This is a genomic window from Pseudomonas sp. ATCC 13867 (assembly GCF_000349845.1).
Taxonomy (GTDB): Bacteria; Pseudomonadota; Gammaproteobacteria; order Pseudomonadales; family Pseudomonadaceae; genus Pseudomonas.
This window is the reverse complement of sequence record NC_020829.1, coordinates 5,418,586-5,441,294: the sequence shown is the minus strand read 5'-3', so window position 1 is coordinate 5,441,294 and position 22,709 is coordinate 5,418,586. Positions and strand designations below refer to the sequence as shown.

Here is a 22,709-nt window from a genome sequence, read left to right as displayed (position 1 = left end):
TCCGGTTATCAACGGCTGGGGCGGAGTATAACCAGCCAGTCAGCGTGACCGAGCGGTCAGCCGACCGGCGAGAGTGAACTGCGTCACACTTGCCCGTATTGCTGGCCGTGGCGCAGCCAGCGCGCCAGCAACGGGCTGACCGCTTGCGGCCAGTGCGCCAGCAGCGCCTGCGCCGCGTCCCGTACGGCCGGCAGCAGGTCGGCGTCGCGCATCAGGTCCGCCACCTTGAATTGCAGCAGGCCGGTCTGGCGGGTGCCGAGCATCTCGCCGGGGCCGCGCAGCTCCAGGTCCTTCTCGGCGATGACGAAGCCGTCGCAGGTCTCGCGCATGATCCCCAGGCGCTCGCGGCCGATCTGCGACAGCGGCGGGTGATAGAGCAGCACGCAGTGGCTCGCCGCGCTGCCCCGGCCGACGCGGCCGCGCAGTTGGTGCAGCTGGGCCAGGCCCAGGCGCTCGGGGTTCTCGATGATCATCAGGCTGGCGTTGGGCACGTCCACGCCGACCTCGATCACCGTGGTGGCCACCAGCAGTTGCAGCAGGCCTTCCTTGAAGGCTTCCATCACCACGGCCTTGTCCGCCGGCTTCATGCGCCCGTGGATCAGGCCGACGCGCAGATCGCCCAGCGCCGAGGAGAGTTCCTCGTAGGTGGTTTCCGCGGCCTGGCAGGTGAGTTCTTCGGATTCTTCGATCAGTGTGCACACCCAGTACGCCTGGCGGCCTTCCGCGCAGGCGGCACGCACCCGCTCGATCACTTCGATGCGGCGGCTGTCGGCCACCAGCACGGTATTCACCGGGGTACGACCGGGCGGCAGCTCGTCGAGGATCGAGGTGTCGAGGTCGGCGTAAGCGCTCATCGCCAGGGTCCGCGGAATGGGCGTGGCGGTCATGATCAGCTGGTGCGGGCAGAGCCGGCCATCGACGCCTTTCTGGCGCAGGGCGAGGCGCTGCTGCACGCCGAAGCGGTGCTGCTCGTCGATGATCACCAGGGCCAGGCGCTTGAACTTCACTTCGTCCTGGAACAGCGCGTGGGTGCCGACGATCATCGGCGCGCCGCCGGCGATCTGTTCCAGCGCGCTGGCGCGGGCCTTGCCCTTGAGCTTGCCGGCCAGCCAGGCGACTTCGATGCCCAGCGGTTGCAGCCACTTGGTGAAGTTGAGGAAGTGCTGCTCGGCGAGGATCTCGGTCGGCGCCATCAGCGCCACCTGATAGCCGGCTTCCAGCGCCTGCAGGGCGGCGAGGGCGGCGACCACGGTCTTGCCGGCGCCGACGTCGCCCTGCACCAGGCGCAGCATGGGTTCGGGCTGGGCGAGGTCGTAGGCGATCTCCGCGCCGACCCGCTGCTGCGCGCCGGTGGGCTTGAAGCCGAGGTTCTTCAGGTACAGCGCCGGCAATTTCCTGGCTGGCGGCAGCTGCGGCGCGGCCTGGGAGCGCACGCTCTCGCGCAGGCGCTGCAGCGACAGCTGGTGGGTCAGCAGTTCCTCGAAGGCGAGGCGGTGCTGCGCCCAGTGGCGACCTTCGGCGAGTTCTTCCAGGTCGGCGTCCGGCGGCGGCCGGTGCAGGTAGCGGATGGCTTCGTCCAGCGGGCCGAGGCGGTAGTCGCGGGCCAGTTCCGCCGGCAGCCAGTCCGGCAGGCTCGACGGTCCCAGGCGCGCCAGGGTCTGCTCGCTGAGCTGGCGCAGGCGCTGCTGGGTGAGGCCTTCGGTGGTCGGGTAGATCGGCGTAAGCGTTTGCTCCACCGGCGCCGCGACGGCATCGGTGAGCGAGCGGTACTCGGGGTGGTAGATCTCCAGGCCCGATGCGCCGGGGCGCGCCTCGCCGTAGCAGCGCAGGTGCGTGCCGCGCTTGAGGTTTTCCTTCTGCGCCTGGCTGAAGTGATAGAAGCGCAGGCTCAGGGTGCCGGTGCCGTCCTGCAGGCGTACCAATAAACTGCGGCGCTTGCCCATCACCACGTCGGCGCCGGAGACCACGCCTTCGACCACCGCGTCCTGCCCCGGACGCAGCGCGCCGATGGGGGTGATGCGGGTACGGTCCTGGTAGCGCAGCGGCAGGTGGAAGAGGATGTCCTGGAGGTTCTCCAGGCCGACCTTCGCCAGCTTCTCTTCCAGCGCGGCGCCCACGCCCTTGAGCGCGGTGACCGGGACGTTCGACAGGTCGGTCATGCCGGCTCGGCTTCACCCTTGACGGTCGGCTTGGCGACCGAGCACAGGCGGATCGAGTCGGCCAGCACCTCGATGGCGCGTGGCCGCGGGAAGCTGGCGCGCCAGGCGATGGCGACGGTGCGGAAGGGCACCGGCGCGGTGAACGGGCGAACCTCGATCACGCCGGGCGCGTAGTGGTGGCTGTCCACGGCGGAGAACGGCAGCACCGACACGCCCAGGCCCGAGGCGACCATGTGGCGAATGGTTTCCAGCGAACTGGATTCCACCGTGGTGTGCTTGTTCTCGTCGCCCTTGCGGGTGGTCGGGCAGGCTTCCAGCACCTGGTCGCGGAAACAGTGGCCCTCGCCGAGCAGCAGCAGGCTCTTGTCGTTGAGCAGTTCGGCATCGATGCTCGGTTTCGCCGTCCAGGCGTGGTCGGCGGGCATCAGCACATAGAACGGTTCGTCGAACAGCGGCAGGGTCAGCACGTCGGCTTCCTGGAACGGCAGGGCGATGATGATCGCGTCCAGCTCGCCGGTGCGCAGCTTGTCGCGCAGGATGTGGGTGAAGTTCTCCTCGATGTACAGCGGCATCTGCGGAGCGACCCGGTGCAGCTGCGGAATCAGGTGCGGGAACAGGTACGGGCCGATGGTGTAGATGGCGCCGACCTTGAGCGGCGAGGTCAGCTGGTTCTTGCCGGCCTGGGCCAGTTCGCGGATGCCCTGGGCCTGCTCCAGTACCTTCTGCGCCTGCGCGACGATGCCTTCGCCCACCGGGGTCAGGCGCACCGCGCTCTTGCTGCGCTCGAAGATCAGCACACCGAGTTCGTCTTCCAGCTTCTTCACGCCCACCGACAGGGTCGGCTGGCTGACGTGGCAGCGCTCGGCGGCGCGGCCGAAATGTTGCTCCTGGGCAAGCGTGACGATGTAGCGCAGTTCGGTAAGGGTCATGGCACTGAATCCGTTGAGGTGGCCCAAGCATAGCGGCTGCACCGCCGCGAACCAACCGCTACACTCCCAGCCCTCGATTCACGGAGCCAAGCATGAGTACGAGCACCTTCCCGAGCCTGATGATCGTCGGTTGCGGCGACGTCGGCAGCCGCCTGGGACGCCAACTGGCCGCGCGCGACTGGCGCGTCCACGGCCTGCGCCGCAACATCGCCGCGCTGCCCTTCGAGGTGCTGCCGGTGGCCGGCGACCTGGCGCAACTGGAATGCCCGGACACCTGGCCGATCGGCCGGCTGGATTACCTGGTCTTCTGCGCGGCGGCCACCCAGCATGACGAAGCCGGCTATCGCGCCGCCTACGTCGACGGCCTGCGCAACACCCTCGGCTGGTTGCGGCAGCGCGGGCAATTGCCCAAGCGCCTGCTGTTCGTCTCCAGCAGCGGCGTGTATGCCCAGCGCGAGGGCGAGTGGATCGACGAAACCTCGCCCGCCGAGGCCGAAAGCTACTCCGGCAGCGTGATGCTCGAAGCCGAGCGGCTGGCGCTGCACAGCGACATTCCCGCCAGCGTCGTGCGCCTGACCGGTATCTATGGCCCCGGCCGCGAATGGTTGCTCAAGCAGGTGCGCGACGGCTACCGCGTGGCCAGCGAGCCGCCGTTGTATGCCAATCGCATTCACGCCGAGGACGCCGCCGGCCTGCTGGCCACGCTCCTGGAAGCCGACCGCAGCGGTGTTGCGCTGGACGAGTGCTATATCGGCGTCGATGACGATCCCGCCGCGATGCACGAAGTAGTCGGCTGGCTGCGCGAGCAGCTGGGCGTCACCCACTGGTCCGCCGAGCAGAGCGTGCGCCGCGCCGGCAGCAAGCGTTGCCGCAACGCCCGCGCCCGTGCGCTGGGCTGGGCGCCACGCTACCCGAGCTTCCGCGAAGGCTACGCGGCCATCCTCGCCGGAAAACAGGACTGAGATGGACGCCAACCGGCTGCTGGCGCGCCCCTGGTTGCCGGGGGTGGAGTTGTTCCATGCGGACTTCTCCGGCCAGCCGTTCGGCCGTCACAGCCACGATGCCTTCGCCATCGGCGCCATCCTCCACGGCGCCGGCGGCTACCAGTGCCGCGGCGCGCACCATGTGCTGCCCGCCGGCACCCTGTCGCTGATGAACCCGGAGGAGCCGCACACCGGCAATGCCGAGTCCGAGCGGCTGGTCTACCGCATGCTCTACATCGAGGAGTCGCGTCTGCTCCCGTTGCTCGGGCGCAAGCAACTGCCGCGCGGCTTCCAGGCACTCAATCCGCACGATGACGGGCAGGTGGCGGAGGCGCTGCGGCGTGTCGCCACGGAGTTCGAGTGCAACGATGCGTTGGCGTTGGAGAGCGAACTGCTGGCGCTGCTGGAGCTGGTGTTCGTCCGCCACGGCGGCATGCGCCCGAACGTCTCGGCTGGCCGCGACAACGGCGTGACCGCACGGCTGCGGGACTACCTGGAAGCGCATTACCGTGAAGCGGTCAGCCTCGAAGACCTCGCCGCGCTCCTGCAACGCCATCCACGCCACCTGATCGAGGCCTTCCGCAACGCCTACGGCGTGCCGCCGCACACCTACCTGCTGCAACGGCGTATCCGCGAAGCCAAGCGCTTGCTGGTGGCGGGCGATAAGCCGCTGGACGTCGCGCTGGCCCTGGGCTTCTACGACCAGGCGCATTTCTCCGGCACCTTCCGTCGCTTCACCGGTGTCACGCCCGGGCACTTCCTGCGCGCCACACGCACCTGAGTTTCTTCCAAGACTGCGCTGCATCGGTCCTTCCAGACTGCCGCTCGCCACTCTCGGGAGATCGCCATGTTCGCCGCCTTCGCGCTGGTCGCCAGCACCCACTTCGCCGCCCTGCTGTCGCCGGGGCCGGATTTCTTCCTGCTGATCCGCGCTGCGCTGTTGCGAGGTCGAAGGCATGCCGATGGCTGCGCGGCGGGTATCGCCCTGGCCAATCTCGCCAGCATGCTGCTGGTGCTGTTCGTTCTCGGCCTGTTGCCGGAGGTGGCGAGCCACGGGCTGCGCATCGTGCAGTTGCTGGGCGGCGCCTACTTCGTCTGGCTCGGTGGCCAGGCGCTGCTGGCGCGGCGGGAGCTGGAGATTCCCACGGAGCTGGGTGAGCAGCGGAGTGGGGGATTTCTGCGGGGCATGCGCGAAGGCCTGCTCGCCAGCAGCCTGAACCCCAAGCTGCCGATCTTCTATACCGGGCTGTTCGGCGTGCTCGGCCAGTTCCACCTGCCGGGCTGGGCGCTGGGCGTCTGTGTGCTGTGGATGGGCGTGGTGGTGCTGGTGTGGGATATGGCGCTGGTGCGCCTGCTGGATCGTCCGCGCTGGCGCGGCTGGCTCAAGCGCCGGGTCACCGCGCTGGACCGCCTCTGCGGCGGCCTGTTGCTGGCGCTGGGTGGCTGGCTGCTGTGGAGCGGGCTGCGCTGACTGTTGCCATTCGAGCACGCCAGCCCGCTCGCGCGGATCAGTCGCGCTCCAGGGTCCAGACCTTGTTGCCCGGCGCGTACTCCGGCATCTCGTCGGCCTGGGCGCGGTTCACCGCCTCGAACAGTTCCAGCTTGTCGCCGTCGCGTTCGAACAGGTACTCGCGGCCCTGCTGGCCCTGTTGCAGCCAGATGCTGTCGTTGTCGCCGCTCATGGCCGCGCAGTCGCCGGCCAGGCACAGCGCGTAGCGGTCGGCACCGGGCATGCCTTCGAGGCTGCCGTTGGGCAGGAACTTGACCTTGCTGCCCTTGCCCTGGCCTTCCTCGATCACCCAGGTACCGTTGAGGTAGGCCGCGTACAGGGCATTCTGGAAGGTGCTGCCGGCGGGGCTCTGGGCGGTGGGTTGCTGCTTCGGGCGGATGAAGCGCTGCTCGGGCCAGTTGTCGCTGCCCACCTGCACCAGTTCCTTGCCGTCCAGCTCCAGGGTTTCCTGGTTGCTGCCGTAGAAGTCGACGCGGTAATGCGTGGGGTCTTCGCTGGTCAACTGGCCTTCGCCCAGCTCGAAGCCGTTGCTGAAGGTGGCTTGCTGGATCTTGGTGTCCAGCTTCCATTCCAGGTTCGGGCCGTAGGCCAGCAGCGCCTCGCGCAGCTTGCCGCCCTTGCCGGCGGCATCGATGGCGGCCTGGTTGACCCAGATGCCGGAAGGGTCGGACGGGGTGCCGGCGCAGCCGGTGAGCAGGCCGATCAGGGCGCTCAGGATCAGGGCGCGACGCATGTTTGCTCCTTGCAGACAAAAGAACGGGGCCCTGAAGGCCCCGTTCGGGAGGTGCGGCTTATTCCAGGACGACGATGGCGTCCATCTCGACCTGGGCACCCTTGGGCAGGGCGGCGACGCCGATGGCGGCGCGGGCCGGGTAGGGCTGGGTGAAGTACTTGCCCATGATCTCGTTGACCTTGGCGAAGTGCGACAGGTCGGTGAGGAAGATGTTCAGCTTGGCCACGTCGTGCAGGTAGCCGCCGGACGCTTCGATCACGGCTTTCAGGTTCTCGAAGACCTGGACGGTCTGCTCTTCGAAGCCCTCGACCAGTTCCATGGTCTGCGGGTCCAGCGGGATCTGACCGGAGACATACACGGTGTTGCCAGCCTTGATCGCCTGGGAGTAGGTGCCGATGGCGGCCGGGGCCTTGTCGGTGTGGATAACGGTCTTGGTCATGTCGACTCCTTGGGGTGGGATCAGCTGCGCATGCGGGTGATGCGGATCACGCCCTTGAGCGCACGCAGCTTCTTGATGACGCGGGCCAGGTGCACACGGTCATGCACGCTGACGACGAGCTGGACCACGCTGATGCGGCCGTCGCGCTCGTCCATGCTGATCTTCTCGATGTTGCCGTCGGCGGCGTTGACGCTGGTGGCCAGCAGGGCGATCAGGCCGCGCTGGTGCTCCAGCTCGACGCGCAGTTCGACGTTGAACTCCCCGGTGACATCCTTGGCCCAGCTGAGCTGGATGCATTTCTCGGGGTTGTGGCGGATTTCGCTGATGTTCCGGCAGTTCTCCAGGTGCACGACCATGCCCTTGCCGGCGGACAGGTGGCCGACGATCGGATCGCCCGGGATTGGCGTACAGCACTTGGCGTAGCTCAGGACCAGGCCTTCGGTGCCGCGGATCGCCAGCGGCCCTTCGGCGCTCGGCGCTTCCTCGCCTTCGCTGGAGAGCAGGCGGCGGGCGACCACGTAGGCCATGCGATTGCCCAGGCCGATCTCTTCCAGCAGGTCCTCGAAGACTTCCATGCGGTACTCGTTGAGCACGCCCTGGATGCGTTCCTGCGGGATCTTCTCCAGGTGGCTGTCGAAGCCGGCCAGGGTCTTGTTCAGCAGGCGCTCGCCGAGGTTGATCGATTCGGAGCGGCGCTGCAGCTTGAGCGCATGGCGAATGTGCGTGCGTGCCTTGCCGGTGACCACGAAGTTGAGCCAGGCCGGGTTCGGCCGGGTGCCCGGCGCTGTGACGATTTCCACCGTCGCGCCGCTCTGCAGCGGTTCGGACAGCGGCGCCAGGCGGCGGTTGATGCGGCAGGCGATGCAGCTGTTGCCGACGTCGGTGTGCACCGCGTAGGCGAAGTCCACCGCCGTGGAGCCCTTGGGCAGCTCCATGATGCGACCCTTGGGCGTGAACACGTAGACCTCGTCCGGGAACAGGTCGATCTTCACGTTCTCGATGAATTCCAGCGAGTTGCCGGCGCGCTGCTGCAGCTCGAGGATGCCCTTCACCCACTGGCGGGCGCGGGCGTGGGTGCCCTTGGGCGACTCGTCCTCGCTGGACTTGTACAGCCAGTGCGCGGCGATCCCGTGGTTGGCCATCTCTTCCATCTCGCGGGTGCGGATCTGGATCTCGATGGGCACGCCGTGCATGCCGAACAGCGTGGTGTGCAACGACTGGTAGCCGTTGGCCTTGGGAATCGCGATGTAATCCTTGAAGCGACCGGGGAACGGCTTGTACAGGTTGTGCACGGCGCCGAGCACACGGTAGCAGGTGTCGACCTTGTCGACGATGATGCGGAAGGCGTAGACGTCCATGATCTCGTTGAACGCCTTGCGCTTGCCGCGCATCTTCTTGTAGATGCTGAACAGGTGCTTCTCGCGGCCCAGGACCTGGCCTTCCATGCCCTCGCGGGCGAGGCAGTTGACCAGCGATTCCTGGATCTTGCCGACGATCTCGCGGCGGTTGCCGCGGGCCTTCTTCACCGCCTGGCGGATGCGCTCGGAGCGCATCGGGTGCATGGCCTTGAAGCCGAGGTCCTCGAACTCCACGCGCACGCTGTGCATACCCAGGCGGTTGGCGATGGGGGCGTAGATTTCCAGGGTTTCCTTGGCGATGCGCCGGCGTTTCTCGCCGGACAGCACTTCCAGGGTGCGCATGTTGTGCAGGCGGTCGGCCAGCTTGACCAGGATCACGCGGATATCGCGTGCCATCGCCATGGCCATCTTCTGGAAGTTCTCGGCTTGCGCCTCGGCCTTGGATTCGAAGTTCATCTGGGTCAGCTTGCTGACCCCGTCCACGAGTTCCGAGACGGTCTCGCCGAACTGCGCGGTGAGCGCTTCCTTGGCGATGCCGGTATCCTCGATCACGTCGTGCAGCATGGCCGCCATCAGGCTCTGATGGTCCATGTGCATGTCGGCGAGGATATTGGCGACGGCGAGCGGGTGCGTGACGTAGGCCTCGCCGCTGCGGCGGCGCTGCCCGTCATGGGCCTGCTCGGCGTAGTAGTAGGCGCGGCGGACCAGGTTGACCTGATCCGGACCCAGGTAACTCGACAGTCGGTCGGCGAATGCATCTATGCCCGGCATGGGTTCACCCCCTGCCGAACAGGCCGTCGCGGCGCGCCTTTTCGTCGGCCCGACATCGACTTACAGGGCCTCGTTGTTGGCCTCGTCTTCGAATGCAGCGAACAGCGGCTCTTCTTCAACCACGTCCTCCTGCTGAACGATGTCAGCGTCCACCAGGCCCGAGGCGATCTCGCGCAGAGCGACGACGGTGGGCTTGTCGTTTTCCCAGGCTACCTTCGGCTCCTTGCCGCCGGTGGCCAGCTGGCGAGCGCGCTTGGTGGCGAGCATGACCAGCTCGAAACGGTTATCGACGTTGTCCAGGCAGTCTTCAACGGTGACGCGGGCCATGGTGTTCCTCGTTACGAAAATGGATGCCCGGAGAATGCCGGGCGGACTGAATAGTTTAAAAAATCGCCAATCTTTATGGAAGGGCCTTCGCGTTTCCTGTTCAGGCCAGCAATTGTTGCAACAGTTCGGTGTGCCGCTGCTGCTGGGCGTCCTGGCGCAGCTGGCGGGCGCGGAAGATCGCCTTGAGGTCTTCCAGCGCATGGGCGAAATCGTCGTTGATCACCAGGTGATCGTACTCGACATAGTGGCTCATTTCGCTGACGGCTTCCTGCATGCGCTGCTCGATCACCTCGTCGGCGTCCTGGCCACGGTTGGTCAGGCGCTGGCGCAGGGCCTCCTGGCTCGGCGGCAGGATGAAGATCGACTGCGCCTGGGGCATCAGCCGGCGCACCTGCTGGGCGCCCTGCCAGTCGATCTCGAGGATCAGGTCGAAACCTTCCTTGAGCGTCTTCTCCACCCAGCGCTGCGAGGTGCCGTAGAGGTTGCCGAAGACTTCCGCATGTTCGAGGAACTCATTGCGCTCGAGCATGGCGGTGAAGGTGTCGCGAGCGACGAAGTGATAGTTCACGCCATCCACCTCGCCCGGACGCATGCCACGGGTGGTGTGGGAGACGGAGACGCGCACGGCGGGCATGGCGTCGAGCAGCGCCTTGACCAGGCTGGTCTTGCCGGCACCGGACGGGGCAGAAACGATGTACAGAGTGCCGGACATGGCGCTTTCCTGGAGTTGCGGTTGACGGTTCCGAGCCGGGCGTTGCCCGGTTTACTCGATATTCTGGACCTGCTCGCGCATCTGTTCGATCAGGACCTTGAGGTTGACCGCGGCCTGGGTGGAACGCGGGTCGAACGCCTTCGAACCTAGCGTGTTGGCCTCGCGGTTGAGTTCCTGCATGAGGAAGTCCAGGCGGCGACCGGCGGCACCGCCAGCCTTGAGCACGCGGCGCACTTCGGTGACGTGGGTGGTCAGGCGGTCGAGTTCTTCGGCGACGTCGCTCTTCTGCGCCAGTAGGACCATTTCCTGCTCCAGGCGCTGCGGGTCGAGTTCGGCTTTCATCTCGGTGAAGCGGTCGACGATCTTCTGGCGCTGGTTGGCGAGCATTTCCGGCACCAGCTGGCGCAGGTTGGCGACCTCTTCCAGCATCGAAGCCAGGCGTTCGTCGATGATCCTCGCCAGTTCGGCGCCTTCGCGGGCGCGGCCGGCCTTGAGCTCGTCCAGCGCCTGGGTGAAGGCGGCGAGGGCGCTGGCATTGAGCGCCTGCGGATCGGCGGCGTCGGCCACCAGCACGCCCGGCCAGGCCAGTACGGCCAGCGGGTCGAGCGAAGCGGGCTGCCGGATCAGGCCGGCCACGGTCTCGGCGGCGGCGACCAGCTGCGCGGCGCGCTCGCGGTCGACCTGCAGCGCCTTGCCGGCGTTTTCCTCGTTGAAGCGCAGGGTACACTCCACCTTGCCGCGCGACAGGCCCTGGCGCAGGGCTTCGCGCACCGCGCCTTCGAGATCGCGGAAGGCTTCGGGCAGGCGCAGGTTGGGTTCGAGGTAGCGGTGGTTGACCGAGCGCAGCTCCCAGCTGAGCGTTCCATGCGGCCCGGCCTGCTCGACGCGGGCGAAGGCGGTCATGCTGTGCACCATGTGGAGCTACCTCGCTGACTGTTCGTGACTGAAGGTTTTCAGTCTGAAGAAAAAGGCCGACAGGTCGTCGGAAACCGGTAATTGTACCCCAGCGTGGCGCGCAGCCGCACGCCGGCGGTGGTTGCGTCCGTCCGCTGGCCTCTATAATGGCGGTCATTCCCCCGCCAGCAACTCTGTACAGGATGCCTCCATGAACCGTCCCAGTGGCCGCGCCGCCGACCAACTGCGCCCGATCCGTATCACCCGCCATTACACCAAGCACGCCGAGGGCTCCGTGCTGGTCGAGTTCGGCGACACCAAGGTGATCTGCACCGTCAGCGCCGAATCCGGTGTGCCGCGCTTCCTCAAGGGCCAGGGCCAGGGCTGGCTGACCGCCGAATACGGCATGCTGCCGCGCTCCACCGGCGAGCGTAACCAGCGCGAAGCCGCGCGCGGCAAGCAGGGTGGCCGCACCCTGGAAATCCAGCGACTGATCGGCCGCTCCCTGCGCGCCGCACTGGACCTCTCCAAGCTGGGCGAGAACACCCTGTACATCGACTGCGACGTGATCCAGGCCGACGGCGGCACCCGCACCGCCTCGATCACCGGCGCCACCGTGGCGCTGATCGATGCGCTGGCCGTGCTGAAGAAGCGCGGCGCGCTCAAGGGCAACCCGCTCAAGCAGATGGTCGCCGCGGTTTCCGTGGGCATGTACCAGGGCGAGCCGGTGCTGGACCTGGACTACCTGGAAGACTCCGCCGCCGAGACCGACCTGAACGTGGTCATGACCGATGCCGGCGGCTTCATCGAAGTCCAGGGCACCGCCGAGGGCGCCCCCTTCCAGCCGGCGGAGCTCAATGCCATGCTGGAACTGGCGCAGCAGGGCCTGCGCGAGCTGTTCGAACTGCAGCGCGCCGCGCTGGCCGACTGAACCGACGAGCGGCGCGCCCGGCCGATCTTCAAGTGCAAGGAGTGAAAGGATGAGCGAGGAATTGCCCGTGGAACACAGCGAACCGAGCCGGGAGGCCCGGCAATGGGCGATGTTCTGCCACTTCGCCGCATTCCTGTGTTTCGTCTTTCCCTTTGGCAACCTGATCGGGCCGCTGATCGTCTGGCAGATCAAGCGTGAGTCGGACCCGTTCGTGGACCGGCAGGGCAAGGAGGCGATGAACTTCCAGATCACCGTGACCCTGGCGATCTTGATCAGTTGTCTGCTGATGCTGGTGGTGGTCGGCTTCTTCCTGCTGGGACTGGTGAGTATCGGTGCGCTGGTCCTGACCATCATCGCCGGGATCAAGGCCAATGAAGGGGTGGAGTATCGCTACCCCTTCACCTGGCGCCCGCTCAAGTGACGGTCTGCGGATATGAAAAAGCCGGCTCGAAGCCGGCTTTTTCATGTCCGCCTGACGGCGGGACGACAGGACTCAGATACTCAGGGTCCAGTCGTAGTCCACGATCAGCGGCGCATGCTGGGAGAAGCGCGGCTGGCGCGGCAGCTTGGCGCTGCGCACGAAGCGGCGCAGACCCGGCGTGAGGATCTGGTAGTCGAAACGCCAGCCCAGGTTGAGCAGCTCGGCCTGTTCGCTTTCCGGCCACCAGCTGTACTGGTCGCCTTCGCGGTTGACCTCGCGCAGGGCGTCGACGTAGCCCATGGTGCCGAAGATCTCATCCATCCAGCCGCGCTCCGGCGCCATGAAGCCCGGAGATTGCTGGCATTCGCGCCAGTTCTTCACGTCCAGCTTCTGGTGCGCGACGTACAGCGAGCCGCAATAGATGTATTCGCGGCGCTTGCGGCGCTGCTTGTTCATGTACTGGGCGAAATCGTCCATGAACTTGAACTTGTGGTTCAGGTTCTCGTCCCCTTCCTGCCCGGTAGGCAGCAGGAGAGTGGCGATACTCACCTTGTCGAAATCGGCTTGCAGGTAGCGCCCGTAACGATCGGCCATCTCGAAACCCAGGCCGCTTATGACAGCCTTGGGTTGCAGACGACTATAGATTGCGACGCCGCCCTGACTGGGCACTTCGGCATCGCAGGCGTACAGGAAGTAGCCGTCCAGTTGATAGGACGGGTCATCCAGATCGAAAGCGGAGGCGCGGGTATCCTGCAAGCAGATCACGTCGGCATTCTGGGCTTGCAGCCAACTGAGCAATCCACGCTCGGCTGCAGCCTGAATACCATTCACGTTCACACTGATGATCCGCATAAATGGCCCCCAAAATCACGTGTGTGTATGATACCCGAGCTCAAACGGTTTAGCTAAATTCATACCGGCCGGTTCTCTCCCATGCACGCATATCAACGCGATTTCATCCGCTTCGCCATCGAGCGCGGCGTTCTTCGTTTCGGCGAGTTCACCCTCAAGTCCGGGCGTACCAGCCCGTACTTCTTCAATGCCGGCCTGTTCAATACCGGCGTGGCGCTGGCCCAGCTGGGGCGTTTCTACGCCAGCGCGGTGGTCGACAGCGGCATCTCCTTCGATGTGCTGTTCGGCCCGGCCTATAAAGGCATCCCGCTGGCCGCCGCCACCGCCATTGCGCTGGCCGAGCAGCACGGCCGCGACCTGCCCTGGTGCTTCAACCGCAAGGAAGCCAAGGACCACGGTGAAGGCGGCACGCTGGTTGGCGCCCCGCTGACCGGCCGCGCGCTGATCATCGACGACGTGATCACCGCCGGCACCGCCATCCGCGAGGTCATGCAGATCATCGACGCCCAGGGCGCTCAGGCAGCCGGCGTACTGATCGCCCTGAACCGCCAGGAGCGCGGCAAGGGCGAACTGTCGGCGATCCAGGAGGTCGAGCGCGACTTTTCGATCCCGGTGGTCAGCATTGTGTCGCTGGAGCAAGTGCTGGAATATCTCGCCGGTGATGCGCAGCTGAAACAGCATCTGGCCGCTGTCGAGGCGTATCGCGCACAGTACGGTATCTAACTGCAACAAGGTGTCGGGCATGGCCGAGCAGGGTGCTTTCCGCTACAGGATATTGATGGGGCTTCTGGGGGCCATGCTCGCGGGCCAGGCACTGGCCGCCGGAGAGTCCAAGGGCTCTTCGGTGGAGATGTACCGCTACATCGACGACGCGGGTGGGATCGTCATCGATCGCCAGGGCGTGCCGTCCGAATACATCGGCAAGGGCTACGAGGTGCTCAACGAGCAGGGACGGGTGATCCGCGTGGTGCCGCCGGCACCGACGGCCGCCGAGATCGAGCAGCGCAAGGCGGATGCCGCGCGCGCCAGTTCCGATGCGCAACTGCTGCGCCTGTACACCGGCGTGAAGGACGTGGATCGCGCGCGCGATCGCAAGCTGACGGAGCTGGATGCCTTGAGCAGCGTGGCCAAGGGCAACCTGCAGGCGCTCAAGACTCAGCAGGCCAACCTGCAGTCCCGTGCCGCTGACCAGGAGCGCGCCGGCCGCCAGGTGCCCGCAGAGCTGGAGGCCCAGCTGTCCAACCTGCGCGACGAAGAGAAGCGCCTGATACAGGACCTCGACCGCTACGGGCAACTGCGCGAGCAGGCGGTCAAGGGCTTCGCCGTCGACCGCGCGCGCCTGGCGCAACTGCTCGGTGATAGCCATTGAGCCTGCGGCTCACTGCTGTGGCGAACACCTTTCAAATTCGTTGATCTTCCCGCGCAGCCAGTCCGGCAAGGGCTGGCTCGTGCGGTCTTCGCCGGCATAGGCGTAGATCAGCTCCCCCAGCGTCAGCAACTGTTCGTCGCACCAGATCGCCACCTGGAACGTCAGGCTGCTGCGGCCCAGGCGGCTCACCCGCACTCCCAGCTCCAGCCACTCATCGAAGTGGGCCGGTGCCAGGTATTCCAGGGTGGTTTTCACGGCAAACAGATCGCCGCCGCCACGCAGCAGGTCGGCCGGGTACGTCACGCCGAGGTGGCGGTAGTATTCGGTGGTGGCGACGTCGGCGTAGGTCAGGTAGTTGCCGTTGAAGACGATCCCTTGCGGGTCGACCTCCGACCAGCGCACGCGCAGGCCGTGGAAGAAGCTGAAGTCGTTGCGGGAGACGGGGGATGCGGCCATGCGATACCTCCTCATGACCTGTTCGGGGCTGGACATCCAAGACTGCTGATCACGCCTCGAGCAGGCAGAAAAACACCCGCGTGGATCGCTCCAGGCGGGTGTCGTTTTCGATCAGCGCGACTTGCGGTTGGTGATCAGGGTGCCGACGCCGCTGTCGGTGAAGATTTCCAGCAGCACGGCGTTGGGCACGCGGCCATCGATGATGTGCGCGCTGGTCACGCCGCCCTGGACCGCTTCGAGGGCGCAGCGGATCTTCGGCAGCATGCCGCCGTAGATGGTGCCGTCGGCGATCAGCTCGTTGACCTGCTCGGTGGTCAGGCCGGTGAGTACCTCGCCCTGCTTGTCCATCAGGCCGGCGATGTTGGTGAGCAGCATCAGCTTCTCGGCCTTCAGCGCCTCGGCCACCTTGCCGGCCACAAGGTCGGCGTTGATGTTGTAGGACTCGCCGTTGGCGCCCACGCCGATCGGCGCGATCACCGGGATGAAGTCGCCCTGCACCAGCATGTTCAGCAGCTCGACGTTGACCCCGGTGACTTCGCCCACGTGGCCGATGTCGATGATTTCCGGCTTGGTCATCTCCGGCGTCTGGCGGGTGACGGTGAGCTTCTTCGCGCGGATCAGCTCGGCGTCCTTGCCGGTCAGGCCGATGGCGCTGCCGCCATGACGGTTGATCAGGTTGACGATGTCCTTGTTCACCTGGCCGCCGAGGACCATCTCCACCACGTCCATGGTCTGCGCGTCGGTGACGCGCATGCCGTCGATGAAGTGGCTCTCGATCGACAGGCGGCTGAGCAGGTCGCCGATCTGCGGCCCGCCACCATGAACCACCACCGGGTTGATGCCGACGGCTTTCATCAGCACCACGTCGCGGGCGAAGCTGTTCTTCAGCTCGTCCGTTTCCATGGCGTTGCCGCCGTACTTGATCACCAGCGTCTTGCCGACGAAGCGGCGGATGTAGGGCAGGGCTTCAGCAAGGACGCGGGCAACCTGGGCGGCGTCATCGCGGCTCTGGGTCATGGTGGGCTCCGGCAAATAGGTCAAAAGGGCAGGCTGATGGCGGGGTCGACCGCTTTCAGCTGGGTGCGGAACACGTCCTTGATGCGTTCCAGTTCGTCCTGGGTGTCCGCCTCGAAACGCAGCACCAGCACCGGGGTGGTGTTGGAGGCGCGTACCAGGCCCCAGCCTTTGGGGTAATCCACGCGCACGCCGTCGAGGGTGGTGAGGTTGGCTTCACCCCACTGGCCACGGGCCTGCAGCGCCTCGATCAGGGCGAACTTGCCCTCGTCGGTGACGGTGATGTTGATTTCCGGGGTGGAGATGTCCAGCGGGAAGGCAGCGAACACGCGCTCGGCGTCGCGCTTGTCCAGGCTGATGATTTCCAGCAGGCGCGCGGCGCTGTAGATGCCGTCGTCGAAGCCGTACCAGCGCTCCTTGAAGAAGATGTGGCCGCTCATCTCGCCGGCGAGCAGGGCGCCGGTTTCCTTCATCTTCTTCTTGATCAGCGAGTGACCGGTCTTCCACATCACCGGACGGCCGCCGTAGCCGCTGATCAGCGAGATCAGGCGGCGGGTGCATTTCACGTCGAAGATGATGTCGGCGCCCGGATTGCGGGAGACCACATCCTTGGCGAACAGCATCAGCAGGCGGTCGGGGTAGATGATGGTGCCTTCGTTGGTCACCACGCCCACGCGGTCGCCGTCGCCGTCGAAGGCCAGGCCCAGGTCGGCGCCGGTCTCTTTCACCTTGGCGATCAGGTCTTCCAGGTTCTCCGGCTTGCCCGGATCCGGGTGGTGGTTGGGGAAGGTGCCGTCGACGTCGCAGTACAGCGGGATCACGGTGCAGCCCAGGGCTTCGATCAGTTGCGGGGCGATGACGCCGGCCACGCCGTTGCCGCAGTCCACCACCACTTTCAGCGGCTTGGCCAGGGCGATGTCGTCGCGGATCTGCTGGAAGTAGCGCGGCAGGATGTCGACCTGCTGCACGCTGCCCACGCCGCTGGCCAGGTCGTTGCTCTCGATGCGCTGGCGCAGGGCCTGGATCTGTTCGTTGGCCAGGGTCTCGCCGGCGACGACGATCTTGAAGCCGTTGTAGTCCGGCGGGTTGTGGCTGCCGGTGAGCATCACGCCCGACTTGCCTTCCAGGACGTTGGCCGCGTAGTACAGCACCGGGGTCGGCACCATGCCGATGTCGCTGACCTGGCAGCCGCAGTCGAGCAGGCCCTGGATCAGTTGCTGGACCAGCTCGGGGCCGGACAGGCGGCCATCGCGGCCCACGGAAACGCACGGCTCGCCGCGCGCCAGGCTTTCGGAACCGATCGCACGGCCGACCCAGTAGGCGGTTTCGGCGGTCAGGGTGTCGCCGACCACGCCACGGATGTCGTAGGCGCGGAAGATGCTGGCGGGCAGTTGCGGGGCTTTAGGCGTGCTCATAGCGGTGGTTTGCTCCAATCCCAGGAGGTCCTGGTCTTCATCAAGTATGTCGATATCCAGAATGTCGGTACTCTGGAACAACGGATCGACCAATGGCGTCTCGGTGGCAGCCGGGGCGCGCGCCGCGGCGGCCACGGGGGACGGCCGGACAGGGGCGTCGGGGCTGCTGGCACCGGAGGTTTCGGCCTTGCGGCGTGGCTGGCGGGCCAGCGCCTGAGCCACTGCCTGCAGGCTTGGCAGGCTCAGCTCAGGAACTTTGGCAGTACGTTGGCCGGCGAGTTCCTGAGCGAACTGGCCGAGGCTCTGGGCGTCCTTGTTCACGCGGCGCTGCAGAGCGCTCTGCGCCAGGTAGACGCCGAGTAGCGAGCCGACCAGCGCGAGCAGGCCGGCGAGGCCCAGCAGAACGGGGGAGTACAGCGGTGCGAGCAGCGCCGGGCCGGCGGTGAAACTGAGTTTCCAGTTCGGGTTGCCGCTGCTGAGCGGTTGGGCGGGTGCGTCGGCAGCCTCGCCGGATTGCAGCAGCACCTGTGCCGGCGAACTGCCGAACTGTTGCGCCAGGCGCAACTGGCCGACATCTGCGGGCATCGGCGGCAGGCTATTGAGCAGGCGCTTCAGATCGACCACCAGCAACAGGCTGCCCTGGATCGAGTTGTCCGCGGCGCGCAGCGCGGTGGCGCTGTAGACCAGCCAGCGCTGACCGACCTTGTAGGCCTCCGGGGCGACGACCTGGCCACTTTCGACGCGGTGCAGCATGTCCAGCGCCGCATAGTTCAGCGGGCCGGGGCGCTGCGTATCCTGCACGGCCTGGCCGTTGGCGTTCAGGTAGACATCCACCAGGCCATCCAGATGCCATTGCGCGAGAGTCTTCTCCAGCGCGGCGATGCGAGCGGGGTCATGGCTCTGCAGGGTCGGCAGCAGCTCCGGGTTGCCGGCGAGGGTGCGGTTGTCCGCGGACAGCTGGTTCAGCGACTGGCGCAGGGCGCCGGCCTGGCCTTCCGACCAGGCGCTCGCCAGTTGCTGGCGATGGACCTGCTCGGCGCTGCCGAACAGGCTGAGCCAGAGCAGGGCGCCGGCCGCGACGACGCCCGCCACGCTGACGGCGAACGCGGGCGCCAGGGGTTTCAGATCGGATTTCGCGGCAGCGGGCACGCGTTTGGCTGCCTTGCCTGCCGGTATGAGCTCCGACAGGTCACCTGCGTCCTTGGCGGTGCGTTGGAAAAGTTTCATGCAACGTCTCCTCGGCGATTCATCCTGAAGTGAGCGATCAGTGGCTGCCTGAATGTCCGAAGCCGCCGGCGCCACGCTGGGTCTCGTCGAAGTGCTCGACCAGCTCGAAATGCGCCTGTACCACCGGCACCAGCACCAGTTGGGCGATGCGTTCGCCCACGGCGATGGTGAAGGCGCTCTGGCCACGGTTCCAGCAGGACACCATCAGCTCGCCCTGGTAGTCCGAGTCGATCAGCCCCACCAGGTTGCCCAGCACGATGCCGTGCTTATGGCCCAGGCCCGAGCGCGGCAGGATCAGCGCGGCGAGGCCCTCGTCGGCGATGTAGATCGACAGACCGGTGGGGATCAGCACGGTCTGGCCCGGTTCGAGGACGCAGTCCTCCTTGAGCATGGCGCGCAGGTCGAGGCCGGCGGAACCCGGGGTGGCGTACTGCGGCAGCGGGAATTCGTTGCCCAGGCGGGGGTCGAGGATCTTGGCTTGCAGAGAGTGCATTGAGTTCTCAGTGTCGTTTGATGCGGTCAGCGATGAAGGCGATCAACTGGCGGGCGATCTTGCCCTTGCTGGTCTGGGCGAACGCAGTTTCGTGCAGCTCGCGGTCGATGACCGTGATGGCGTTCTCTTCGCTGTTGAAGCCGATCGACGGATTTGCAACGTCATTGGCGACGATCAGGTCGAGATTCTTGTCCTTGAGCTTGCGCGAGGCGTACTCGAGCAGGTTCTCGGTCTCGGCGGCGAAGCCCACGCTGAAGGGGCGATCGCAGCGCTGCGCGAGGGTGGCGAGGATGTCGGGGTTGCGCACCAGCTGCAATAACAGTCCGTCGCCCTTGGTGGGGTCTTTCTTGAGCTTCTGCGAGGCGACCACTTCCGGGCGGTAGTCGGCCACGGCGGCGGCGGCGATCAGGATGTCCGCTGGCATCGCGGCTTCGCAGGCGGCGAGCATGTCGCGGGCGCTGACCACGTCGACGCGGTTGACTCGGTCCGGGGTCGGCAGGTACACCGGGCCGGTCACCAGGGTGACGCGGGCGCCGGCTTCGGCCGCGGCTTCGGCCAGGGCGAAGCCCATCTTGCCGGAGCTGTGGTTGGTGATGTAGCGCACCGGATCGATGTTTTCCTGGGTGGGCCCGGCGGTGATCAGCACGTGTTGGCCGGTCAGGTCCTTGACTTCGAAACAGTCGGCGGCGCGTTGCGCCAGCTCCTCGGCTTCCAGCATGCGGCCGGGGCCGACGTCGCCGCAGGCCTGGCTGCCGGCAGCGGGGCCGAACAGGTGCATGCCGCGCGAACGCAGCAGTTCGACGTTGACCTGGGTGGCCGGATCGCGCCACATGGCCTGGTTCATGGCCGGGGCGAGGGCGATCTGCGCATCGGTGGCGAGTACCAGGGTGGTCAGCAGGTCGTTGGCGATGCCCTGGGCCAGGCGTGCCATCAGGTCGGCGGTGGCCGGCGCGATCAGTACCAGGTCGGCCCAGCGGGCCAGCTCGATATGGCCCATAGCCGCTTCGGCGGCGGGGTCGAGCAGGTCCAGATGCACCGGGTGCCCGGACAGCGCCTGGAGGGTGAGGGGGGTGATGAACTCGCGGCCGCCGTGGGTCATCACGACACGCACCTCGGCGCCCTGGTCGCGCAGGCGGCGAACCAGTTCTGCGCTCTTGTAGGCCGCGATGCCGCCGCCGACGCCCAGGACGATGCGTTTACGATAGAGCCGCTGCATAGGCCAGCCTTAATTTACGGAAATGGATGACGCGCGCTGAAGCCGGCGACGCCTCCCCAGGCCTCCGGCTGCGCGAAGCGAGGCGGCTAAGATAACACAGCGCCCGCATGGGAACAGCGGGCTGGCATGACTGGGAGGTCTTGTGAGCATTCGTGACTGGCCCGCGGCGGAGCGCCCGCGGGAGAAGCTTCTCGAGCGGGGTGCGGCGAGCCTGAGCGACGCCGAATTGCTGGCCATCTTTCTGCGCACCGGCGTCGCCGGATGCAGCGCCGTCGATCTGGCGCGGCGGCTGCTGGGCGAGTTCGGCAGCCTTCGCGCGCTGCTGGAGGCCGATCTGGACTCCTTCTGCAGCCATCTGGGCCTGGGTGTCGCCAAGTACGTGCAGTTGCAGGCCGTGCTGGAGATCGCCCGGCGCCACCTCGCCGAGCAGTTGCGCCGCGACTCGGTGCTGGAAAGTCCGCAGGCCGTGCGGGATTTCCTCAAGGCGCGGCTGCGCCACGAGCCCCATGAGGTGTTCGCCTGCCTGTTCATGGACAATCGGCACCGGGTGCTGAGTTTCGAGGTGCTGTTCCACGGCTCCATCGACAATGCCAGCGTCTATCCCCGGCAGATCGTCAAGCGCGCGCTGGCGCACAATGCGGCTGCGCTGATCCTCACGCACAACCATCCGTCCGGCGTCTGCGAGCCGAGCCAGTCCGATCGCCTGTTGACCCGGCGCATCGTCGATGCGCTGGCGCTGATCGATGTACGCGTGCTCGATCACTTCATCGTTGGCGAGGGCGAGCCGCTGTCGATGGCCGAGCACGGCTGGCTGTAGCCGCCGTGCCCAGGCCGTGCCTCAGAAGGTGACCCTGGAGAAATCCTGGCGGCCGAACGGGCTCACCGCGTAGCCCTTCACGTCCTTGCGGATGATCGCCGAAGCCGTTGGGTGCGCCAGCGGCAGCCACAGCGCCTGGTCATGGATGATCTGCTGCGCCTGGTGGTACAGCTCGCTGCGCTTGGCCTGGTCGGCCACCGCCTTGCCCTGGCTGATCAGGCCGTCGAGCTTGTCGTCGCAGTAGCGCGCGAAGTTCAGCCCGGACTTCACGCTGGCGCAGGAGAATTGCGGGGTGAGGAAGTTGTCTGGGTCGCCGTTGTCGCCGGCCCAGCCCATGAACAGCAGGGCGTGCTCGCCGGCCTTGGCGCGGCGGATCAGCTCGCCCCATTCGATCACGCGGATCTCGGCCTGGATGCCGACCTGCGCCAGGTCCGACTGCAGCAGTTGCGCGCCGGTGCTGGGGTTGGGGTTGAGCAGGCTGCCGGAGGGGCGGGTCCAGATCGTGGTCTTGAAGCCGTCCTTCAGCCCGGCCTCGGCCAGCAGGGTGCGGGCCTTGGCCAGGTCGTGCGGATAGCCGGGGATGTCCTTGGCGTAGCTCCAGGTGTTCGGCGGATAGACGCCGTCGGCGGGGGTGGCGCTGCCGGCGAAAACTGCCTGCAGGTAGCTGCGCTTGTCGAAGGCGAGGTTGATCGCCTGGCGCACCTTGGGATTGTCCAGCGGCGCGTGCTGGCTGTTGATGCCGACGAACGCGGTCATGAAGGCGGGAGTCTGCTCGACCTTGAGGTCGGCGGCCTTGACGGCGGTCTCCACGTCCACCGGCTTGGGCGACAGGGCGATCTGGCACTCGCCGCGCTTGAGCTTCTGGATGCGCACGCTGGCGTCCGGGGTGATGGCGAACACCAGGTTGTCCACCGCCGGTTTGCCGCCGAAGTAGTCGGGGTTGGCGGTGTAGCGCACCACGGCGTCCTTCTGGAAGCGCTTGAAGACGAAGGGGCCGGTGCCGATCGGCTGGGCGTTGAGCTTTTCCGGGGTGCCGGCCTTCATCAACTGGTCGGCGTATTCGGCGGAATAAATAGAAGCGAAACCCATGCTCAGCATCGGCAGGAACGTGGCGTCCGGGTGGTTCAGGGTGAAGCGCACCTGGTGGGCGCCGATCTTCTCCACCGACTTCACCAGGCTCGGTAGTTGCATCGACTGGGCGTGGGGGAAGCCGCTCTGCGCCACCTTGTGCCAGGGCTGCGCGGGGTCGAGCATGCGCTGGAAGCTGAACACCACGTCGTCGGCGTCGAGCGCGCGATTGGGGTTGAAATAGTCGGTGCGGTGGAACTTCACCGCATCGCGCAGCTGGAAATCGTAGGTCAGGCCATCGGCGGATACCGTCCAGCGCTCGGCCAGGCTGGGGGCCAGCTCGCCGCGTGTGGCGTCGAAGTCCACCAGGCGGTTCATCAGCACGTCGGCCGAGGCGTTGGTGGTGGTCAGCGAGTTGTACTGGACCACGTCGAAGCCTTCGGGGCTGGCTTCGGTGCAGACGCTCAGCGAGGCGGCGCTGGCGAGAGCCGGGGAGATCAGGAGGGCGAGCAGGGCGAGACGCATGACGGACTCCGTACAGGGTGGCAAGATGCCCATCCGCGGGGTTGGGCGAGTCATGCAAGGCTGTTGGCAACCTCGAAGGCGCTACCCTAG

Annotated in this window: 23 protein-coding genes; 8 read left to right on the top strand and 15 right to left on the bottom strand. The window is 66.5% G+C overall.

Translation table 11 applies throughout. The features are described 5' to 3' along the window. Positions 1 to 83: 83 nt before the first annotated feature. Both recG and oxyR read right to left on the bottom strand, forming a co-directional pair. Entirely contained in the window at positions 84 to 2,159 is a 2,076-nt protein-coding gene (recG, locus tag H681_RS24360; protein ID WP_015479568.1) for an ATP-dependent DNA helicase RecG, read from the bottom strand. Beyond that, on the bottom strand, positions 2,156 to 3,088 hold the full coding sequence (gene oxyR / locus H681_RS24355) for an oxidative stress transcriptional regulator OxyR (RefSeq protein WP_015479567.1): 933 nt from the start codon (positions 3,086 to 3,088) through the stop codon (positions 2,156 to 2,158). The genes recG and oxyR overlap by 4 nt, the downstream gene beginning before the upstream one ends. A gap of 92 nt (positions 3,089 to 3,180) precedes the next feature. Between oxyR and H681_RS24350 the strand changes: the two genes are divergently transcribed. The 3 genes from H681_RS24350 to H681_RS24340 all read left to right on the top strand — a co-directional run bounded on the left by H681_RS24350 (position 3,181) and on the right by H681_RS24340 (position 5,542). After that, on the top strand, positions 3,181 to 4,050 hold the full coding sequence (locus H681_RS24350; protein ID WP_015479566.1) for an NAD-dependent epimerase/dehydratase family protein: 870 nt from the start codon (positions 3,181 to 3,183) through the stop codon (positions 4,048 to 4,050). Between the two features lies 1 nt (position 4,051). Beyond that, positions 4,052 to 4,852 carry a helix-turn-helix transcriptional regulator gene (locus H681_RS24345; protein WP_015479565.1) on the top strand — a complete coding sequence of 267 codons (801 nt, stop codon included), beginning with the start codon at positions 4,052 to 4,054 and terminating at the stop codon, positions 4,850 to 4,852. A 66-nt stretch (positions 4,853 to 4,918) separates the two neighbouring features. Beyond that, on the top strand, positions 4,919 to 5,542 hold the full coding sequence (locus H681_RS24340; RefSeq protein ID WP_015479564.1) for a LysE family translocator: 624 nt from the start codon (positions 4,919 to 4,921) through the stop codon (positions 5,540 to 5,542). Positions 5,543 to 5,579: 37 nt separating this feature from the next. Here H681_RS24340 and H681_RS24335 read toward each other — a convergent pair whose 3' ends face one another. The 6 genes from H681_RS24335 to H681_RS24310 all read right to left on the bottom strand — a co-directional run bounded on the left by H681_RS24335 (position 5,580) and on the right by H681_RS24310 (position 10,836). Next, complete coding sequence (locus H681_RS24335) at positions 5,580 to 6,314, bottom strand: hypothetical protein (RefSeq protein WP_015479563.1); 735 nt, start codon at positions 6,312 to 6,314, stop codon at positions 5,580 to 5,582. A 58-nt stretch (positions 6,315 to 6,372) separates the two neighbouring features. Further along, entirely contained in the window at positions 6,373 to 6,753 is a 381-nt protein-coding gene (locus tag H681_RS24330; RefSeq protein ID WP_015479562.1) for a RidA family protein, read from the bottom strand. 20 nt (positions 6,754 to 6,773) lie between these two features. Next, positions 6,774 to 8,882: a bifunctional GTP diphosphokinase/guanosine-3',5'-bis pyrophosphate 3'-pyrophosphohydrolase gene (spoT, locus tag H681_RS24325; protein WP_015479561.1), complete on the bottom strand. Its 2,109-nt coding sequence runs from the start codon at positions 8,880 to 8,882 to the stop codon at positions 6,774 to 6,776. Positions 8,883 to 8,942: 60 nt separating this feature from the next. After that, complete coding sequence (gene rpoZ / locus H681_RS24320; RefSeq protein ID WP_015479560.1) at positions 8,943 to 9,209, bottom strand: DNA-directed RNA polymerase subunit omega; 267 nt, start codon at positions 9,207 to 9,209, stop codon at positions 8,943 to 8,945. A gap of 100 nt (positions 9,210 to 9,309) precedes the next feature. Next, positions 9,310 to 9,921 carry a guanylate kinase gene (gene gmk, locus H681_RS24315; protein ID WP_015479559.1) on the bottom strand — a complete coding sequence of 204 codons (612 nt, stop codon included), beginning with the start codon at positions 9,919 to 9,921 and terminating at the stop codon, positions 9,310 to 9,312. Between the two features lie 51 nt (positions 9,922 to 9,972). Then, on the bottom strand, positions 9,973 to 10,836 hold the full coding sequence (locus H681_RS24310; RefSeq protein ID WP_015479558.1) for a YicC/YloC family endoribonuclease: 864 nt from the start codon (positions 10,834 to 10,836) through the stop codon (positions 9,973 to 9,975). Positions 10,837 to 11,026: 190 nt separating this feature from the next. Between H681_RS24310 and rph the strand changes: the two genes are divergently transcribed. Together rph and H681_RS24300 are read left to right on the top strand one after the other, a co-directional pair. Next, positions 11,027 to 11,746, top strand: a complete 720-nt coding sequence (rph, locus tag H681_RS24305; protein WP_015479557.1) for a ribonuclease PH — start codon at positions 11,027 to 11,029, stop codon at positions 11,744 to 11,746. 49 nt (positions 11,747 to 11,795) lie between these two features. Beyond that, positions 11,796 to 12,167, top strand: coding sequence for a DUF4870 domain-containing protein (locus tag H681_RS24300; protein ID WP_015479556.1), 372 nt, complete (start codon positions 11,796 to 11,798; stop codon positions 12,165 to 12,167). A gap of 72 nt (positions 12,168 to 12,239) precedes the next feature. Here the strand turns inward: H681_RS24300 and H681_RS24295 are convergent, their stop codons facing one another. Beyond that, positions 12,240 to 13,019 carry an exodeoxyribonuclease III gene (locus H681_RS24295; RefSeq protein ID WP_015479555.1) on the bottom strand — a complete coding sequence of 260 codons (780 nt, stop codon included), beginning with the start codon at positions 13,017 to 13,019 and terminating at the stop codon, positions 12,240 to 12,242. Between the two features lie 81 nt (positions 13,020 to 13,100). Between H681_RS24295 and pyrE the strand changes: the two genes are divergently transcribed. Together pyrE and H681_RS24285 are read left to right on the top strand one after the other, a co-directional pair. Beyond that, complete coding sequence (gene pyrE, locus H681_RS24290) at positions 13,101 to 13,742, top strand: orotate phosphoribosyltransferase (RefSeq protein WP_015479554.1); 642 nt, start codon at positions 13,101 to 13,103, stop codon at positions 13,740 to 13,742. Between the two features lie 19 nt (positions 13,743 to 13,761). After that, the gene (locus H681_RS24285) at positions 13,762 to 14,388 is read left to right on the top strand and encodes a hypothetical protein (protein ID WP_041712264.1); all 627 of its coding nucleotides are present in this window, start codon (positions 13,762 to 13,764) and stop codon (positions 14,386 to 14,388) included. A gap of 9 nt (positions 14,389 to 14,397) precedes the next feature. On the opposite strand, the gene H681_RS24280 is transcribed toward H681_RS24285, so the two are convergent. From H681_RS24280 to coaBC, 5 genes are all read right to left on the bottom strand, one after another. After that, complete coding sequence (locus tag H681_RS24280) at positions 14,398 to 14,844, bottom strand: acyl-CoA thioesterase (protein WP_015479552.1); 447 nt, start codon at positions 14,842 to 14,844, stop codon at positions 14,398 to 14,400. A gap of 111 nt (positions 14,845 to 14,955) precedes the next feature. Beyond that, on the bottom strand, positions 14,956 to 15,861 hold the full coding sequence (gene argB, locus H681_RS24275) for an acetylglutamate kinase (protein ID WP_015479551.1): 906 nt from the start codon (positions 15,859 to 15,861) through the stop codon (positions 14,956 to 14,958). Positions 15,862 to 15,881: 20 nt separating this feature from the next. Further along, positions 15,882 to 17,273 (bottom strand): phosphomannomutase/phosphoglucomutase, encoded by a 1,392-nt coding sequence (gene algC, locus H681_RS27310; RefSeq protein ID WP_015479550.1) that lies wholly within the window; start codon positions 17,271 to 17,273, stop codon positions 15,882 to 15,884. Positions 17,274 to 18,537: 1,264 nt separating this feature from the next. Then, complete coding sequence (gene dut / locus H681_RS24265; RefSeq protein WP_015479549.1) at positions 18,538 to 18,993, bottom strand: dUTP diphosphatase; 456 nt, start codon at positions 18,991 to 18,993, stop codon at positions 18,538 to 18,540. A 7-nt stretch (positions 18,994 to 19,000) separates the two neighbouring features. Next, on the bottom strand, positions 19,001 to 20,209 hold the full coding sequence (gene coaBC / locus H681_RS24260; protein WP_015479548.1) for a bifunctional phosphopantothenoylcysteine decarboxylase/phosphopantothenate--cysteine ligase CoaBC: 1,209 nt from the start codon (positions 20,207 to 20,209) through the stop codon (positions 19,001 to 19,003). A 142-nt stretch (positions 20,210 to 20,351) separates the two neighbouring features. Between coaBC and radC the strand changes: the two genes are divergently transcribed. Beyond that, on the top strand, positions 20,352 to 21,026 hold the full coding sequence (gene radC / locus H681_RS24255; RefSeq protein WP_015479547.1) for a RadC family protein: 675 nt from the start codon (positions 20,352 to 20,354) through the stop codon (positions 21,024 to 21,026). Between the two features lie 21 nt (positions 21,027 to 21,047). Here the strand turns inward: radC and H681_RS24250 are convergent, their stop codons facing one another. Further along, positions 21,048 to 22,619, bottom strand: coding sequence for an ABC transporter substrate-binding protein (locus H681_RS24250; RefSeq protein ID WP_015479546.1), 1,572 nt, complete (start codon positions 22,617 to 22,619; stop codon positions 21,048 to 21,050). Positions 22,620 to 22,709 lie beyond the last annotated feature (90 nt).